At 70.3% G+C, this 16845-nt stretch carries 10 protein-coding genes and 1 riboswitch; of the genes, 4 read left to right on the top strand and 6 right to left on the bottom strand.

Going from position 1 to position 16845, the window contains the following annotated elements:
* Window positions 1-158 precede the first annotated feature (158 nt).
* From ACH4SP_RS13285 to hisC, 5 genes are all read right to left on the bottom strand, one after another.
* Window positions 159-1877: a GAF domain-containing protein gene (locus ACH4SP_RS13285; RefSeq protein WP_398413968.1), complete on the bottom strand. Its 1719-nt coding sequence runs from the start codon at window positions 1875-1877 to the stop codon at window positions 159-161.
* A 105-nt stretch (window positions 1878-1982) separates the two neighbouring features.
* Window positions 1983-5501: a thiol reductant ABC exporter subunit CydD gene (gene cydD, locus ACH4SP_RS13290; RefSeq protein WP_398413970.1), complete on the bottom strand. Its 3519-nt coding sequence runs from the start codon at window positions 5499-5501 to the stop codon at window positions 1983-1985.
* A gap of 44 nt (window positions 5502-5545) precedes the next feature.
* Window positions 5546-6547 (bottom strand): cytochrome d ubiquinol oxidase subunit II, encoded by a 1002-nt coding sequence (gene cydB, locus ACH4SP_RS13295; RefSeq protein WP_398413972.1) that lies wholly within the window; start codon window positions 6545-6547, stop codon window positions 5546-5548.
* A 16-nt stretch (window positions 6548-6563) separates the two neighbouring features.
* Entirely contained in the window at window positions 6564-8072 is a 1509-nt protein-coding gene (locus ACH4SP_RS13300; protein WP_398413974.1) for a cytochrome ubiquinol oxidase subunit I, read from the bottom strand.
* 244 nt (window positions 8073-8316) lie between these two features.
* The gene (gene hisC / locus ACH4SP_RS13305) at window positions 8317-9423 is read right to left on the bottom strand and encodes a histidinol-phosphate transaminase (RefSeq protein ID WP_398413975.1); all 1107 of its coding nucleotides are present in this window, start codon (window positions 9421-9423) and stop codon (window positions 8317-8319) included.
* A gap of 369 nt (window positions 9424-9792) precedes the next feature.
* Between hisC and ACH4SP_RS13310 the strand changes: the two genes are divergently transcribed.
* The 3 genes from ACH4SP_RS13310 (at window position 9793) to ACH4SP_RS13320 (ending at window position 13355) form a co-directional block, all read left to right on the top strand.
* On the top strand, window positions 9793-10914 hold the full coding sequence (locus ACH4SP_RS13310; RefSeq protein ID WP_398413978.1) for a LacI family DNA-binding transcriptional regulator: 1122 nt from the start codon (window positions 9793-9795) through the stop codon (window positions 10912-10914).
* Between the two features lie 217 nt (window positions 10915-11131).
* Window positions 11132-12337, top strand: a complete 1206-nt coding sequence (locus tag ACH4SP_RS13315) for a metallophosphoesterase (RefSeq protein ID WP_398413981.1) — start codon at window positions 11132-11134, stop codon at window positions 12335-12337.
* Window positions 12338-12518: 181 nt separating this feature from the next.
* Window positions 12519-13355, top strand: a complete 837-nt coding sequence (locus tag ACH4SP_RS13320; protein ID WP_398413983.1) for a hypothetical protein — start codon at window positions 12519-12521, stop codon at window positions 13353-13355.
* 124 nt (window positions 13356-13479) lie between these two features.
* Here ACH4SP_RS13320 and thiC read toward each other — a convergent pair whose 3' ends face one another.
* On the bottom strand, window positions 13480-15246 hold the full coding sequence (gene thiC / locus ACH4SP_RS13325; RefSeq protein ID WP_398413985.1) for a phosphomethylpyrimidine synthase ThiC: 1767 nt from the start codon (window positions 15244-15246) through the stop codon (window positions 13480-13482).
* Window positions 15239-15374: riboswitch (TPP riboswitch) on the bottom strand. It overlaps the preceding gene by 8 nt.
* A 95-nt stretch (window positions 15375-15469) precedes the next feature.
* On the opposite strand from thiC, the gene ACH4SP_RS13330 reads away from it, so the two are divergent.
* Entirely contained in the window at window positions 15470-16801 is a 1332-nt protein-coding gene (locus ACH4SP_RS13330; RefSeq protein WP_398415064.1) for a YibE/F family protein, read from the top strand.
* The last annotated feature ends 44 nt before the right edge of the window (window positions 16802-16845 follow it).

The following is a 16845-nucleotide window of genomic DNA, read 5'->3' on the forward strand; positions in this document are numbered from 1 at the left end:
CAACGCCTCGGGCCGGGCAGCGGCGCACACGGGTCCGGTGCCTGCAGCACCTCGGGCCGGGGATCAGCCGCAGGCACCGTAAGCGATACGCGATAAGCAGTAAGCGGTAAGGGGCGTACTCCTGGGAGCACGCCCCTTACCCACACCCGCCTCGCTCTCTAGAGCGGCGCCTCCCAGACCACCGCCGTCCCTCCGCCCCCGTCGCCCAGCCCCGGCCCGTACGAGCTGGAGCCTCCCAGTGCCTCCGCCCTCCGGCCCAGGTTGCGCAGCCCGCTGCGGCGCCCGCCCTCCGGGATGCCGACCCCGTCGTCCGCCACCGTGAGCCGTACCGCGCGCCGGCCGTCCTCCAGGGTGACCGTGGCGTCGACGACGACCTCGATCCGTGACGCTTCGGCGTGCCGGAACGCGTTCGACAGCGCCTCCCGCAGCGCCGCGATCAGGTTCTTGCCGGTCAGCTCGCCGACCAGCGCGTCCACCGGCCCGACGAAGTGGTGCGCGGGCTTGAAGCCCAGCGGCACCGCCGCCATGTTGATCTCCCGCAGCACCCTGGTGCGCAGCCCGGACGGCGCCTCGGCCGGTCCCTGCTGGAGCGCGAAGATCGCCGTCCGGATCTCCTGGATCGTCACGTCCAGCTCGTCCACGGCCTTGCCGACGCCCTCCTGCACCTCCGGCACGACCGACCTGCGCTGTGCGCCCTCCAGCATCATCCCCGTCGCGAACAGCCGCTGGATGACGAGATCGTGCAGGTCACGGGCGATGCGATCACGGTCCTCGTACACCGCGAGGCGTTCCCGGTCGCGCTGCGACTCGGCCATCATCAGCGCGAGCGCCGCCTGCGAGGCGAACTGGGTGGCCAGGATCCGCTCCGCCTCGGTGAACGGCTTCCCGCCCCGCGCACGCGGTGTGGCGAGTGCGCCCAGCACCCGGCCGCCGCTGTGCAGCGGCAGCAGCATGCTCGGCCCGTACCGCCCGGACAAGTCGGTGATCATGCGCGGATCGGTGGCGGAGTCGGTGACGAACACGGAGTCGCCGCCCAGCAGCAGCGCCACGATCGGACTCTCCGCCGGAACCACCTTGCCCAGCGAGTCCGCGGGGTCGTCGGCGGACACCGCCGCGATCTCCAGGCCACCCTCCTCGACGGGCAGCAGCACCATCCCGGCCGCCGAGTCCGCCAGCCGCCGCGCCTGCTCGGCGACCACGGTCAGCGCGTCGTCCACGTCGCCCCCGGACAGCAGCGCCGTCGTCACGGCCACCGACCCGTCGATCCACCGTTCCCGCTGGCGGGCCGCCTCGTACAGCCGGGCGTTGCCGATGGCGATCCCGGCCTCGGTGGCCAGCACCCGCAGCATGTGCAGGTCATAGTTGTTGAACTCGCCGCCGCCGTTCTTCTCGGCGAGGTAGAGGTTGCCGAAGATCTCGCCCTGCACCCGGATCGGTACACCGAGGAAGGTCCGCATCACCGGGTGGTGCGCGGGGAAGCCCGCGAACCGGGGGTCCGCCGTCAGGTCCGCGAGCCGTACCGGCTCCGGATCCATGATCAGCGCCCCGAGCAGCCCCTTGTGCCCGCCGGGCAGCTGCCCGATGGTCGCCGCCTCCTCCGGGGTCACGCCGTACGTCACGAAGTCGGAGAGCCCGTCGCCCTCGTCGTCGACGACCCCGATCGCCGCGTACCTGGCATCGGCCAGCTCGGCCGCGGTCTCGCAGATCCGGTCCAGGGTGGAGTGCAGTTCGAGGCCGGAACCCACCGACCGCATCGCCTCCAGCAGCTGCGGCACCCGCGCGGTGAGCTCGGTCGACAGCCCCTGCAGACTGCGGGTCGCCTCCGTCGCTGCGTCTAGGGGGTCCTGTGGGGCGGGCGAGTCCTGCTGCACTGACATGCCCTTGAGACTAGTTAGTCCTATTTAAAGGGGAAAGTCGACCAGCGGGCGTTTGGACCGCTTACGCCACTGACGGAAACCACCTGCGCCACCGGCGCAAGCCGCCTACCCGGCCGACACAGCCGCCCGCGCCACCGACTCCGCCGCCCTCTCCCGCTCCAGCATCCGCCGCAGCGCCCCGTCCTCCCCGGCCAGCGCCGCGAAGGTGCCGCGCTGCACGACGCGGCCCCCGTCCAGCACGACCACCTCGTCCACGTCCTCAAGACCCTGCAGCCGGTGCGTGATCAGCACCGTGGTCCGGCCCTCGGTGGCGGTCAGGAGGTCGGCCGTCAGCGCGTCGGCCGTCGCCAGGTCCAGGTGCTCGGCCGGTTCGTCCAGTACCAGGACGGGGAAGTCGGCCAGCAGCGCCCTGGCCAGCGCGAGCCGCTGCCGCTGCCCGCCGGACAGCCGCGCCCCGTGCTCGCCGACCAGGGTGTCGAGCCCCTCGGGCAGGGCCTCGACCCAGTCCCGCAGCCGGGCCCGCCCGAGCGCGTCCAGCAGTTGTGCGTCGTCGGCATCCGTCCTGGCCAGCCGCAGGTTCTCCCGTACGGAACTGTCGAAGAGGTGCGCGTCCTGCGCGCACAGCCCCACGATCCGCCGTACGTCGTCTCCGTCGAGCGAGTCGGCGGCCACGCCTCCGACCGTGTACGTGCCCTCCGCCGCGTCCAAGAACCGCAGCAGCACCTGCGCGAGGGTCGTCTTCCCCGCCCCGCTCACCCCGACGACCGCGACCCGCTTCCCGGCCTCCAGCGTCAGGTCCACCCCGGTCAGCGCGTCCCGCTCCTGCCCCGCGTACCGGGCGGACAGCCCCCGTACCTCCACGGGGAAGGGCGACGCGGGCGCCACCGCGGCCGTCTCCGGCTCCCGTACGGGTACGGGCGCGTCCAGCACCTCGTACACCCGCTCCGCACTGCGCCGCACCCGCTGCCGGTACTGCACGGCCAGCGGCAGCCCGGTCACCGCCTCGAACGCGGCCAGCGGCGTCAGCACCACCACGGCGAGCTGCACCCCGGCCAGCCGCCCGTCCGCCACGGCCTGTGCGCCCACCCATGCGGCCCCGACCACGGTCAGCCCGCACACCAGCGCCGAAAGCCCCCCGCCGAGCGCGGTCGCCGACGCCCCGCGCGAGGCGATCCGCGTCAGCACCGCATCCGCGTCCCGTACGGCGGCGAGACGACGCCGCAGCGCGCCCGCCACCGTCAGTTCGCCCACTCCACCGAGCAGATCGGCCACCCTTACGGCCAGCGCGCCCCGAGCCGGAGCCAGCTGCCGCTCCGCCCGCCGCGCCGCCGCACCGCTCACCAGCGGCACCACCACACCGGCGGCCAGCAACCCGACGGCCAGCACCGCACCGGCCTCCGGCAGCATCCAGCCCGTGAACCCGACGGCCGCCGCACTCACCACGACGGCGGCCCCGGCGGGCAGCGCCCACCGCAGCCAGTAGTCCTGCAGCGCGTCCACATCGGCGACCAGCCGCGACAGCAGGTCCCCCCGCCGGGTCTCGCGCAGTCCGGCGGGCGCGATCCGCTCCAGCCGCCGGTACACGGCGACCCGCATGTCCGCCAGCATCCGCAGCACCGCGTCGTGCGACACCAGCCGCTCCGCGTACCGGAACACAGCCCGCCCGATACCGAACGCCCTGGTCGCGGTGACCGCCACCATCAGATACAGCACCGGAGGCTGCTCCGAGGCCCGCGAGATCAGCCACCCGGACACCGCCATGAGCCCCACGGCCGAACCGAGCGCCAGGCTCCCGAGGAGCAGGGCGAGTCCGAGCCGCCCGCGCTGCTCGCCCGCGTCCTGCCGCACCCGGCGCAGCGCACCGCCTGCCGCGCCGCGGGCCCTCGGCCCTGTTTCACGTGAAACATCGTCGGCCGACGCCGGAGCCGGCTCCCCCGACGACCGCACACCCGCTCCACGTGGAGCGGGCACGGAGCCGCCCGGAGCGGCATCCGCCGCCGCCAGCTCCACCACCCGGTCCGCCACCGCCAGCAGCGCCGGCCGGTGCACGACCAGCAGCACGGTCCGCCCCACCGCGAGCCGTCGCACCGCCTCGACGATGCCCGCCTCGGTCTCGCCGTCCAGCGCGGCAGTCGGTTCGTCGAGCAGCAGTACGGGCCGATCGGCGAGGAACGCCCGCGCCAGCGCGAGCCGTTGCCGCTGCCCGGCGGAGATCCCGGCCCCGTCCTCGCCGAGCAGGGTCTCGGCACCCTGCGGCAGCGCGGTCACGAAGTCGTACGCCCCGGCGTCCCGCAGCGCCTCCAGCACGGCCGCGTCATCGGCCTCGGGGCGCGCCAGCCGTACGTTCTCGGCGACGGTCCCGGCGAAGAGGTGCGGCTTCTGAGGCACCCAAGCCACCCGCTCCCGCCACTTCTCCGGGTCCACGGTCGCCAGGTCGGTGTCCCCGACCAGCACCCGTCCCCGTTCCAGCGGTACGAACCCCAGCACCGCGTTCAGCAGCGTCGACTTGCCGACGCCGCTCGGCCCGACGAGGGCAACGGTCTCGCCCTCCCCGACCTCCAGGGACGCCGCTTCCAGCGAGGCCGCCGCACGCCCTTCGTGCCGTACGGTCACACCCTCCACCCGCAGCGCACCGGAGACCGGCGCATCGGCCGAGCCGCCCGCCGGCAGCCCGGTCTCCAGCACCGCGAAGATCTCCTCGGCGGCCGACAGCCCTTCCGCGGCCGCGTGGTACTGCGCCCCGACCTGTCGCAGCGGCAGATATGCCTCCGGCGCCAGGACGAGGATGACCAGCCCGGTGTACAGGTCGAGTTCACCGTGCACGAGCCGCATGCCGATGGTGACCGCGACCAGCGCCACCGACAGGGTGGCCAGCAGTTCCAGGGCGAACGACGACAGGAAGGCGATCCGCAGCGTCTTCATGGTGGCCCGCCGGTACTCACCGGTGATGGCCCGGATCGACTCGGCCTGCGCCTTGGCCCGCCCGAACACCTTGAGCGTCGGCAGCCCGGCGACCACGTCCAGGAAGTGCCCGGACAGCCGTGACAGCAGCTTCCACTGCCGGTCCATGCGGGACTGGGTGGCCCACCCGATGAGGATCATGAAGAGCGGGATCAGCGGCAGCGTCACCACGATGATCGCCGCCGACACCCAGTCCTCGGTGACGATCCGCGCGAGCACCGCGACGGGCACGACGACCGCGAGCCCCAACTGCGGCAGATAGCGCGCGAAGTAGTCGTCCAGGGCGTCCACGCCCCGCGTGGCCAGCGCGATGAGCGAACCCACCCGCTGTCCGTCCAGCCACCCGGGCCCGAGACCGGCCGCCCGTTCCAGCAGCCGCCCCCGCAGCTCGGACTTGACCGCCGCGCTCGCCCGGTGCGCGGCGAGCTCGGTCAGCCAGGCCACCAGCGCCCGCCCGAGGGCGACAACCGCCAGCAGGATCAAGGGGGTCCGCAGCCCGCCGGACCCCAGGCCGTCCTCGAAGGCCCCGACCACCACCTCGGCGATGAGCATCGCCTGGGCGACGACCAGGCCCGCCCCGGCGAGCCCGAGGACCACCACCGCCCCGAGGAAGAAGCGGGTGGCACGGGCGTACCGGAGCAGACGCGGGTCGATCGGTTTCACGTGAAACATCCCCCACTAGGGACCACTAAGGAACGGGAACGGCATCAGTGCGAGTCGGCGATGTGCTGCGTGCCGATCCGCTTCCGGAACACCCAGTACGTCCAGCCCTGGTAGAGCAGCACGACCGGAGTGGCGATCCCCGCGCACCAGGTCATGATCTTCAGGGTGTACGGACTGGACGAGGCGTTGGTGACGGTGAGGTTCCAGGCTTCGTTCAGCGAGGACGGCATGACGTTCGGGAAGAGCGTCAGGAAGAGCATCGCGACCGCGGCCGCGATGGCCACACCCGACAGGGCGAACGCCCAGCCTTCCCGCCCGGCCGCCGTGCACGCGATGGCCACGACGAGCGCCAGAGCCGCCACGACCAGCGCGACGAGGCTGCTGGTGTCGCCCTTGTCGACCTGGGTCCAGATCAGGAAGACCAGCGCCAGTACGGCGGTCAGCACACCCAGTCGCAGGGCAAGCGCCCGTGCCCGCGTCCGGATGTCACCGAGCGTCTTGAGTGCCGCGAACACCGCACCGTGGAAGGTGAACAGCGTCAGTGTGACCAGGCCGCCCAGCAGGGCGTACGGATTGAGCAGGTCGAGGAAGTTCCCGACGTACTCCATGTCCCCGTCGATCTTCACGCCCCGCACGATGTTCCCGAAGGCCACGCCCCACAGGAAGGCCGGCAGCAGCGAGGTCCAGAAGATCGCGTGCTCCCAGTTGGTCTGCCAGCGGTCCTCGTCCCGCTTGTGCCGGTACTCGAAGGCGACTCCGCGCACGATCAGGCAGACCAGGATGAGCAGCAGCGGCAGGTAGAACCCGCTGAAGAGGGTGGCGTACCACTCGGGGAAGGCCGCGAAGGTGGCACCGCCCGCAGACAGCAGCCACACCTCGTTGCCGTCCCAGACGGGCCCGATGGTGTTGATCAGGACCCGTCGTTCCTTGCGGTCCTTGGCGAGCAGCTTGGTCAGTACGCCGATCCCGAAGTCGAAGCCCTCCAGGAAGAAGTAGCCGATCCACAGGACGGCGATGAGCACGAACCAGACGTCGTGGAGTTCCACAGCAGTTCCCCAGTCCTCAGTACGAGAAGGCCATCGGCCGGTCGGGATCGCGGTCGTCGCCGCCGATCTTCGTGGGCGGGTTGAGGTCGGCCTCGGTGAGCTCCGGGGGTCCGGCCTTGACGTACTTCACGAGCAGCCTGACCTCGATCACGGCGAGGACCGCGTACAGCAGGGTGAAGACGATCATCGAGGTGAGCACCTCGCCCTGCGAGACGCCGGGGGAGACGGCCGCCGAGGTCTTCAGGACGCCGTAGACGACCCAGGGCTGACGGCCCATCTCGGTGAAGATCCAGCCCCACGAGTTGGCGATCAGCGGGAAGAGCATGGTCCACAGGGCGACGACCCAGTAGAGGGACGCGAGACGTGGACTGAGTGCCTTCTTGCGGAAGAGCACCAGATTCGGCACTTCGTCCTCACCCGTCCGCAGACCTGGTGGCAGCAGGAACTTCTTCCTGGTCAGCCACAGCCCGAGCAGGCCGAGGCCGAAGGACGCCATGCCGAAGCCGATCATCCAGCGGAAGCCCCAGTAGGCGACGGGGATGTTGGGCCGGTAGTCGCCGGGCCCGAACTTCTCCTGCTCGGCCTTGTTGATCTCGTTGATGCCGGGGACGTACTCGGTGAAGTTGTTGTGGGCGAGGAAGGACAGTATTCCGGGGATCTCGATGGCGACCCGGTTGTGGCCCTTGTCGACGTCACCGATCGCGAAGATCGAGAACGGCGCGGGTCCCTCGCCCTCCCACAGGGCCTCGGCGGCCGACATCTTCATCGGCTGCTGCTTGTACATGACCTTGCCGAGGGTGTCGCCGCTGATCGCGGTCATCAGCCCCGCGATCACCACGGTGACCAGGCCGAGCCGCAAGGACGTCCGCATGACCTGGATGTGCTTCTTGCGCGCCAGGTGGAAGGCGGCGATGCCGACCAGGAACGCGCCGCCGACCAGGAACGCGGCGGTGATGGTGTGGAAGAACTGGGTGAGCGCGGTGTCCTGGGTGAGCACCTTCCAGAAGTCGGTGAGCTCCGCCCGCCCGCGCTCCTCGTTGATCCGGTAGCCGACCGGGTGCTGCATCCAGGAGTTGGCCGCCAGGATGAAGTACGCGGAGAGGACGGTGCCGATCGACACCAGCCAGATGCAGGCGAGGTGGATCTTCTTGGGCAGCTTGTCCCAGCCGAAGATCCACAGCCCGATGAAGGTCGATTCGAAGAAGAACGCGATCAGCGCTTCGAAGGCCAGCGGCGCACCGAAGATGTCGCCGACGAAGCGCGAGTAGTCGGACCAGTTCATGCCGAACTGGAACTCCTGCACGATGCCGGTGACCACCCCCATCGCGATGTTGATGAGGAAGAGCTTTCCCCAGAACTTGGTCGCCTTGAGGTACTTCTCCTTGTTGGTCCGCACCCAGGCGGTCTGCAGGCCGGCGGTGAGCGCGGCGAGCGAGATCGTCAGGGGGACGAACAGGAAGTGATAGACGGTGGTGATACCGAACTGCCATCGCGCCAGGGTCTCTGGCGCCAGAGCCAGCTCCACGTCGTCTCTCCTTACGTCGCCGAAGCCACATCCGCATTCACGGGCACGGTCACAGCGGCAGTTTGCCCCTTTAATCCCATGAATCAGGGGACGAACAGGGACACGCTTGTGAACGCGTTCACATTCACAAGCATTATGTCGCACGGCCATTCGGAAGGATCCAGGGGGGTCCCCCCAAAAAGCCGATGCCCCCACAAGCCGCTTCACGGCTCACAGGGGCACCAGGCACACCACGGCGACAGCGCTACAGCTCCTTGCGGAACGCCTCCGCCGCCTTCAGGAACAGGTCGTTCGCCTCGGTCTCACCGATCGTCACCCGCACGCCCTCACCGGCGAACGGCCGCACCACGACACCCGCCCTGTCGCAGGCCGCCGCGAAGTCGGTCGTACGCTCCCCCAGCCGCAGCCACACGAAGTTCGCCTGCGTCACGGGCACCGTCCAGCCCTGCCCGGCCAGCGCCTCGTACACCCGGGCCCGCTCGGCGATCAGCGCGTCCACCCGCTCCAGCAGCTCGCCCTCCGCGCGCAGCGACGCGACGGCCGCCTCCTGCGCGATCTGACTCACGCCGAAGGGCACCGCCGTCTTGCGCAGCGCCGCCGCGACCGGCTCGTGCGCCACGACGAAGCCGACCCGCAGCCCGGCCAGTCCGTACGCCTTGGAGAAGGTCCGCAGCACCGCGACGTTCGGCCGGTCCCGGTAGAGCTCGATGCCGTCCGGCACCTGCTCGTCGCGGATGAACTCCCGGTACGCCTCGTCCAGCACGATCAGGACGTCCTTCGGCACCCGGTCCAGGAAGCGCTCCAGCTCGGCCCGGCGGACCACGGTGCCGGTGGGGTTGTTGGGGTTGCAGACGAAGATCAGCCGGGTCTTCTCGGTGATCGCGTCGAACATCGCGTCCAGGTCGTGCACGTCGCCGTCGGTCAGCGAGACCTTGACCGACGTCGCACCGCTGATCTGCGTGATGATCGGGTACGCCTCGAAGGACCGCCAGGCGTAGATCACTTCGTCGCCCGGGCCCGAGGTCGCCTGCAGCAGCGACTGCGCGACGCCGACCGATCCCGTGCCGGTCGCCAGGTGCGAAACGGGCACGGCGAAACGGACCGCCAGCTCCTCCATCAGCCCCGTGCAGGCCATGTCCGGGTACCGGTTGAGGTCACCGGCCGCAGCGATCGCACGCTCCATCACACCCGCGAGCGGAGGATAGGGGTTCTCGTTGGAGGACAGCTTGTACGCCGCCGGGCCGTCGGTGTCGGCGGCCGCGGCCGGCTTGCCGGGCTTGTACGTGGGGATGCCGTCCAGCACCGCGCGCAGCTTGGGGCTCGTCGCGCTCGTACCGCTCGTCTCGCTCACTTAAGGTCCTCCTCGACCGTACGTACCACCAATACTGCTCACCCTATGAGGATTGGGCGGCGCTGCGAAGGGGCCGCAGAAGTCCGTCCCGGGCGGCGCGACAGACAGGGGGCGCGCCCCCGCTCTCCGCACGCGCCGGTGGCTCACGCCGTGGCGCGCGTCCCCCGAAGTGGTGAGTTGAGACCTCTTCGAGACCTCGGGCAGATGCCGGACGTACGCCGCCAGCCACCGGACTCCAAGGCTCCAATCCCCCTAACTCCCTTGGCTTCCAAGGTCATTGACCACATTTCCCTGTGCAGAAACGTGCCTGTCAATCCGCGCATATGCGCCGACGCCAACCGGCCCTCTGCGCCCTACTATCGGGTCGCCATGACAGCAGCAGGGAAGCATCAGGTGAGCCGGACCGAGACACCCCGGCGAGGCAGTCGGCCAGGACGTGCAGGCATCCGGGATGTTGCCGCCGCGGCCGGTGTCTCCATCACGACTGTCTCCGACGCCCTCAACGGCAAGGGCCGGCTCCCGGACGCCACCCGCCGCCACGTCCGCGAGGTCGCCGAGCGGCTGGGCTACCGCCCGTCCGCAGCGGCCCGCACGCTCCGTACCGGTAAGTCGGGCCTCATCGGCCTGACCGTCACCACGTACGGGGATGAACCTTTCACCTTCACCGAATTCGCGTACTTCGCGGAGATGGCCAGAGCCGCGACCTCGGCCGCGCTCGCCCGCGGCTACGCCCTCGTCATCCTCCCCGCCTCCTCCCGGCACAGTCCCTTCGACGTGTGGCAGAACGTCGCACTCGACGGGACCGTCGTCATCGACCCCTCCGACGAGGACCAGGTCGTCACCGAACTCATGCGCCAGGGGCTGCCCGTCGTCTCCGACGGCCGCCCGGCCGGGACCCTCCCGGTCACCGCCTGGGTCGACAACGACCACGAGGCCGCCGTACTCGAACTCCTCGACCACCTCGCCGACGCCGGCGCACGCCGCATCGGCCTGCTCACCGGCACCACCACCGACACCTACACCCGGCTCTCCACCACCGCCTACCTGCGCTGGTGCGAGCGCGTCGGCCAGGATCCGGTGTACGAGTCCTACCCCGCCCACGACCCGTGCGCGGGCGCCGTCGCAGCCGACCGGCTGCTCGCCCGCCCGGACCGCCCGGACGCCGTGTACGGACTCTTCGACCCCAACGGCACCGACCTGCTGGCCGCCGCCCGCCGCTACGGGCTGCGGGTCCCCGAGGACCTGCTTCTCGTCTGCTGCTCCGAATCGACCGTGTACGCGAGCACCGAGCCGCCCATCACGACCCTCTCGCTGAAACCCCGCCGCATCGGCACCGCTGTCGTCCAGCTCCTCATCGACGCCATCGAGGGACTGGACACCGGACAGCCCGTCGAGCAGGTGATACCGACCGAACTCATCATCCGTACGTCCTCCCAGCGGCGTCCCCCGCGCACCACCGTGAGCGCCCCGCGCTCACCCTCGGCGGACTGACCGACGGACCCGTCGGGGCGGCAGCGGAGTGCCGCCCCGAAATCAACACCGGGACCGATCTCCGCAATAGGGACGAAACAACCGGTGAACTGGGGGTGTACCCGGATTCACCACCCCTGGTGCCTCACACAGCGCGGGCCGCATTCCTATGATGGGCGCACGACACGGCGGACCACCCGAGACCAGGTGGGCCCCCAGGGTGTACGGCGGTGCGACGGTGGTGGAGGGGTCAATGACTCAGGGGGCCGGTCAGGGACCCGCGGTGCGTACGGCGACGTTGCGGGATTTCCGGGTACCTCCCTATGCCCAGGCTCCCGTCGCTTCGTACGACGCCAAGCAGGCGTACGACAGCAAGCAGGCTTTCGACGCCAAGCAGGCGCTCGACGGCGCGCAGATGCACGACGCGGAGCAGGCGTACGGGCCGGAGCAGTCGTACGACACCGAGCAGGCGTACGAGGAGGGCGACGAGCCCGAGGGCTACACGCCCACCCAGCGCGACCTCCCGGTGATCCGCAGGGAGGACCGCGGCGGCGGGCCGGGCGACACCCAGCGCATCCCGCAGCCCGACTTCGAGGAGCGTCCCGACGGCGAGGGTCTCGGCCCGCTGTTCGTTGTCGGCGACGTGCACGGCTACCTCCTGGAGCTGCTGGACGCCCTGCACGAGCAGGGCCTCATCGACGACGAGGGCCACTGGGCGGCCGGCAACGCCCGCCTCTGGTTCCTCGGCGACTTCACCGACCGCGGCCCGGACGGCATCGGCGTCATCGACCTGGTGATGCGGCTGTCCGCCGAGGCGGCGGCGGCCGGCGGCTACTGCAAGGCCCTGATGGGCAACCACGAACTGCTGCTGCTGGGTGCCCGCAGGTTCGGCGACACCCCCGTCAACTCCGGCGCGGGCACCGCCACCTTCCAGGCCGCCTGGCTGCTCAACGGCGGCCAGAAGCACGACATGGAGCGCCTCCAGGACGTCCACCTCCAGTGGATGGCCCGCCTCGACGCGGTGGCCCTGGAGGACGGGCATCTGCTCACCCACTCCGACACGACCGCCTACCTCGACTACGGCTCCACCATCGAGGACGTCAACGACACGGTTCACGCCATCCTCACGCGTAACGACGCGGACGAGTGCTGGGACGTCTTCCGGAAATTCACCAAGCGTTTCGCGTTCCGTGACGAAGGCGGCTCCGACGCCGTACGGGAACTGCTCGACGCATATGGCGGCGAGCGCATCGTCCACGGTCACAGCCCTATCCCGTACCTCCTCGGCGAGGTCGGCAACGAGGACTCCGGGGACGGAGAGGGCAGCTCGGGGCCGGTCGTCGAAGGTCCGCACGTCTACGCCGACTCCCTGGCCATCGCCATGGACGGCGGCGTGACCATGGCCGGAAAACTGCTGGTGGTCCAACTCCCGCTGGGTGACTGAGCGTTACGGGGGTGTACGCGCGCCCGGCGCGCACGCCCCCACCGCCGGGCCAATTTCCGCAAACCCCCTGTCACCCCGTGCCGTAACCGCTCTACCATCGGGTTATCCGTAGCAGGCTCTCCTCCGTTTCCGCCCAACCGCCCACCGAAGCGGGCAACCCGGCCCTACGGAGCATCGGGGGATGCACATGAACAGCGCTCCGCACCTGCTGACCGAGGACCGCCCGGAGTTCGAGCGGACCCTCGACGAAGCACTGCGCACCGCGCACGAACGCCCGGATCTCGCCGCGCTGGGACAGCGGCTGAACAGCGAGCAGTTGCGCACCATGGCGCTCAGCGCCAGCGCGATAATCGCCGCTCACGCGTCGGCCGAGTACGACCACTACGTCAAGGCGCGCGAGGAACTGCGCGCACCTGCCGTCCCCACTCCCGGCACCCTGCTCACGCCCGGAGTCGGAGAGAACGCGGAGGCCACCGGTGCGGGCGCGGTCGCCGTCGTCGCCGTCCTCACGCCCGTACTGGCCGGGATCGCGGCCGTGGTGCTGCTGCTGGTCGGCTATCTGCTGAGCATGCTCGACCCGGCACCGGCCATCGCCGAGGCGCTGTTGACCGCCGGCTGGGTGTTCGGCGCGCTCACCGCGGCGGGGCTGCTCGGCGCGGCCGTCGGGCTGCTGTTCACCGCACTGCGCAACGGCTCGACCGCTTTCCAGGTCGGCCACCGGGATGCGGGCAGCGAGGAGGTCGACCGGGCCAGGGAAGCCTGGAAGGAAGCCCTGCTGGAGCGGGGCGTCGTCCCGTTCCTGCGCGACGCCCTCGCCAATCCGCCCGAGACCGCGCCCGCCGTCCCCGATCCGCCCCGGCAGAACCGCATCCCCGGTCTGGGGTACTCACGGCCCGACTTCGGCAGCCCCAGCGAGCACAGCGGCACCAACGGCAACGGGCACAAGACCCGCCCCAGCTACTCCAGCCCGGACTTCTCCAGTCCCGACTACGGCGGCCCGGACCACAAACCGGAATGACCGGAGTGGTCCGGAGCCGTCAACTCCGTTGTCCTGGTACTCAGTCCGTCACGGAGGTGTTCGGTCCGCGATCGGCAGACCGTGCTCGCCCGGGGGTGCCCCCGGACCCGGCCGGACGACCTGCTCAGTCCGCGATCGGCAGGTAGACCCGGTTGCCGGCCTCGGCGAACTCCTTGGACTTCTCCGCCATGCCGGCCTCGATCTCCTCCGCCGTCCCCCCGTGCTCACGCCGGATGTCGTGCGAGATCTTCATCGAGCAGAATTTCGGCCCGCACATGGAGCAGAAGTGCGCCGTCTTCGCCGGTTCGGCAGGGAGTGTCTCGTCGTGGAACTCCCGGGCCGTGTCCGGGTCGAGGGCCAGGTTGAACTGGTCCTCCCACCGGAACTCGAACCGGGCGTCGCTCAGCGCGTCGTCCCACTCCTGCGCACCCGGGTGGCCCTTGGCGAGGTCCGCCGCATGCGCAGCGATCTTGTAGGTGATGACGCCGGTCTTCACGTCGTCCCGGTTGGGCAGCCCCAGGTGCTCCTTGGGGGTCACGTAGCAGAGCATCGCGGTGCCCCACCAGGCGATCATCGCGGCGCCGATGCCGGAGGTGATGTGGTCGTAGGCGGGGGCCACATCGGTCGTCAGCGGGCCGAGCGTGTAGAACGGCGCCTCCTCGCAGATCTCCTGCTGAAGGTCGATGTTCTCCTTGATCTTGTGCATCGGGACGTGTCCCGGGCCCTCGATCATGGTCTGTACGTTGAAACGCTTGGCGATCGTGTTGAGTTCCCCGAGCGTCTTCAACTCCGCGAACTGCGCCTCGTCGTTGGCGTCCGCGATCGAGCCGGGCCGCAGCCCGTCGCCCAGTGAGTAGGTCACGTCGTAGGCCGCGAGGATCTCGCAGAGCTCCTCGAAGTTCTCGTACAGGAACGACTCCTTGTGGTGCGCCAGGCACCAGGCCGCCATGATCGACCCTCCGCGCGAGACGATGCCCGTCTTGCGGCGCGCCGTCAGGGGTACGTACGCGAGACGCACGCCCGCGTGGACGGTCATGTAGTCCACACCCTGCTCGGCCTGCTCGATGACCGTGTCCTTGTAGACCTCCCAGGTCAGGGCCTCGGCACGGCCGTCGACCTTCTCCAGCGCCTGGTAGAGCGGGACGGTGCCGATCGGGACGGGTGCGTTGCGCAGGATCCACTCGCGGGTGGTGTGGATGTTGCGGCCGGTGGACAGGTCCATGACCGTGTCGGCACCCCACTTGGTCGCCCAGGTCATCTTGTCCACCTCCTCCTCGATGGAGGAAGTGACCGCGGAGTTGCCGATGTTGGCGTTGACCTTCACCAGGAACCGCTTGCCGATGATCATCGGCTCGATCTCCGGGTGGTTCACGTTCGCGGGAAGCACCGCGCGACCTGCGGCGATCTCCTCCCGTACGACCTCGGGGGAGACGTTCTCCCGGATCGCCACGTACTCCATCTCCGGCGTGATCTCCCCGCGCCGCGCGTACGCGAGCTGGCTGACCGCTGCCCCGTCGCGGCCCCGGCGGGGCTGGCGCGGGCGGCCGGGGAAGACCGCGTCGAGGTTCTTCAGGCCCCCGCGCGGGAACGTGTGCTTGATGCCGTCGTCCTCGGGGCGGACCGGGCGGCCCGCGTACTCCTCGGTGTCACCGCGCCCGATGATCCAGTTCTCGCGCAGCGGGGCCAGGCCGCGCCGCACGTCCGTCTCGATGTTCGGGTCGGTGTACGGGCCGGACGTGTCGTACAGCGTCACGTCCTTCCCGTTGGTCAGGTGCACCTGACGGACCGGCACCTTCAGGTCCGGGCGCGATCCTTCGACGTACCCCTTGTGCCAGCCGGGCGTGCGCCCGTCCTGGGCGGAGGCAGGCGTGCGTGCATCCATCGTGGTCATGAGACCTACTCCCTACGCCGGCATTACCCGGTAACAGGTTCGGCGGTCGACGCAGCCTCTTCCGTACGTATGTGTACGGAGGTCAGCGCCCTCTCAGCCCGGTGCTCCGAGCTCCCGCGTGTGCAAAGGTGCCCCCACGCTAACGCCATGCCGGGCGCGCTGAACAGAGGGCCCCCCTCGTTCTTGCGATGATCGGGCGGTGACCCCACCACAGCCGCCGTCCCTGCCGACGCCCCCAGAGACCCCACCCCCACCTGCTCATTCGCACGGCCACAGCCACAGTCACGGCCCTGCGGCACCGGTCTCCAAGCACTTGCGCAAGGTGATCGCGGCGGTGCTGATTCCCTTCGCCACCGCGGTACTCGTCGGGCTCGCGATCCTGTGGCCGGGCGGCGCACCGGCCCACGAGCGCACCGGGGTGGGCTTCGACCGGCAGACCGAGCAGGGCACTGTCGTGAAGGTCGACACCATCGACTGCAAGGGCGCCAACGTCGCCCCGACGCCGGAGCAGCCGCAGCCGCAGGCGCAGGCCGACCCGTCGTCACCACAGAGCGGCGACGGCACCAAGGACGACTGCAAGAAGGCGACGGTCGAGGTCGTCACCGGCGCGGACAAGGGCCGCACCTTCACCGAGATCGTCCAGCCCAGCGCGTCCCGGCAGCTGAAGCAGGGTCAGGGAGTCGTCGTCGCGTACGCCCCGGACGCGCCCCGCGAGCTCCAGTACTCCGTCACCGACGTGGACCGGAAGTTTCCGCTCACCCTGCTCGCCGGGATCTTCGCCCTCGCGGTCGTCGTCGTCGGCCGGCTGAAGGGCGTCATGGCGCTGGTCGCGCTCGTCGCGTCCTTCGCGATCCTGACCCTGTTCATCCTGCCCGCGATCCTCCAGGGCTCGAATCCGCTGATCGTGGCGGTGGTCGGGGCCAGCGCGATCATGCTGATCGCGCTCTACGCCTGTCACGGACTCACCGCGCGCACCTCCGTCGCCGTCGTCGGCACCCTCATCTCGCTGCTGCTGATCGGACTGCTCGGCTCGCTGTTCATCGGATGGGCGTTCCTGTCCGGCAACATCGACGACAACACCGGCCTGATCCACACCCTCTACCCCTCCATCGACATGAGCGGCCTGCTCCTCGCGGGCGTCATCATCGGCTCGCTCGGCGTCCTCGACGACGTGACGGTCACCCAGACCTCCGCCGTCTGGGAGCTGCACCAGGCCGACCCGACGATGGGCCCGCGCGCCCTGTACCGGGCGGCCATCCGCATCGGCCGCGACCACATCGCCTCGGTCGTCAACACCCTTGTCCTCGCCTACGCGGGCGCCGCCCTCCCTCTGCTGCTGCTGTTCTCGATCGCCCAGAGCAGCGTCGGTACGGTCGCCAACAGCGAGCTCGTCGCGGAGGAGATCGTCCGCACCCTGGTCGGCTCGATCGGCCTGGTGGCCTCCGTGCCGGTGACCACCGCGCTCGCCGCCCTGGTCGTCTCCGCCGACCGCTCGGGTGCCGCCTCCAATCCGGCGCCGGTACGCGGCGGACGCGGAAGGCGCCGCAAGGGCTGAGGCGGGCCGGGGACACATGACGGAGCGGCGGCCGGGTCTCCCCG

This window comes from Streptomyces sp. NPDC021093, assembly GCF_044333135.1.
Lineage (GTDB): Bacteria > Actinomycetota > Actinomycetes > Streptomycetales > Streptomycetaceae > Streptomyces.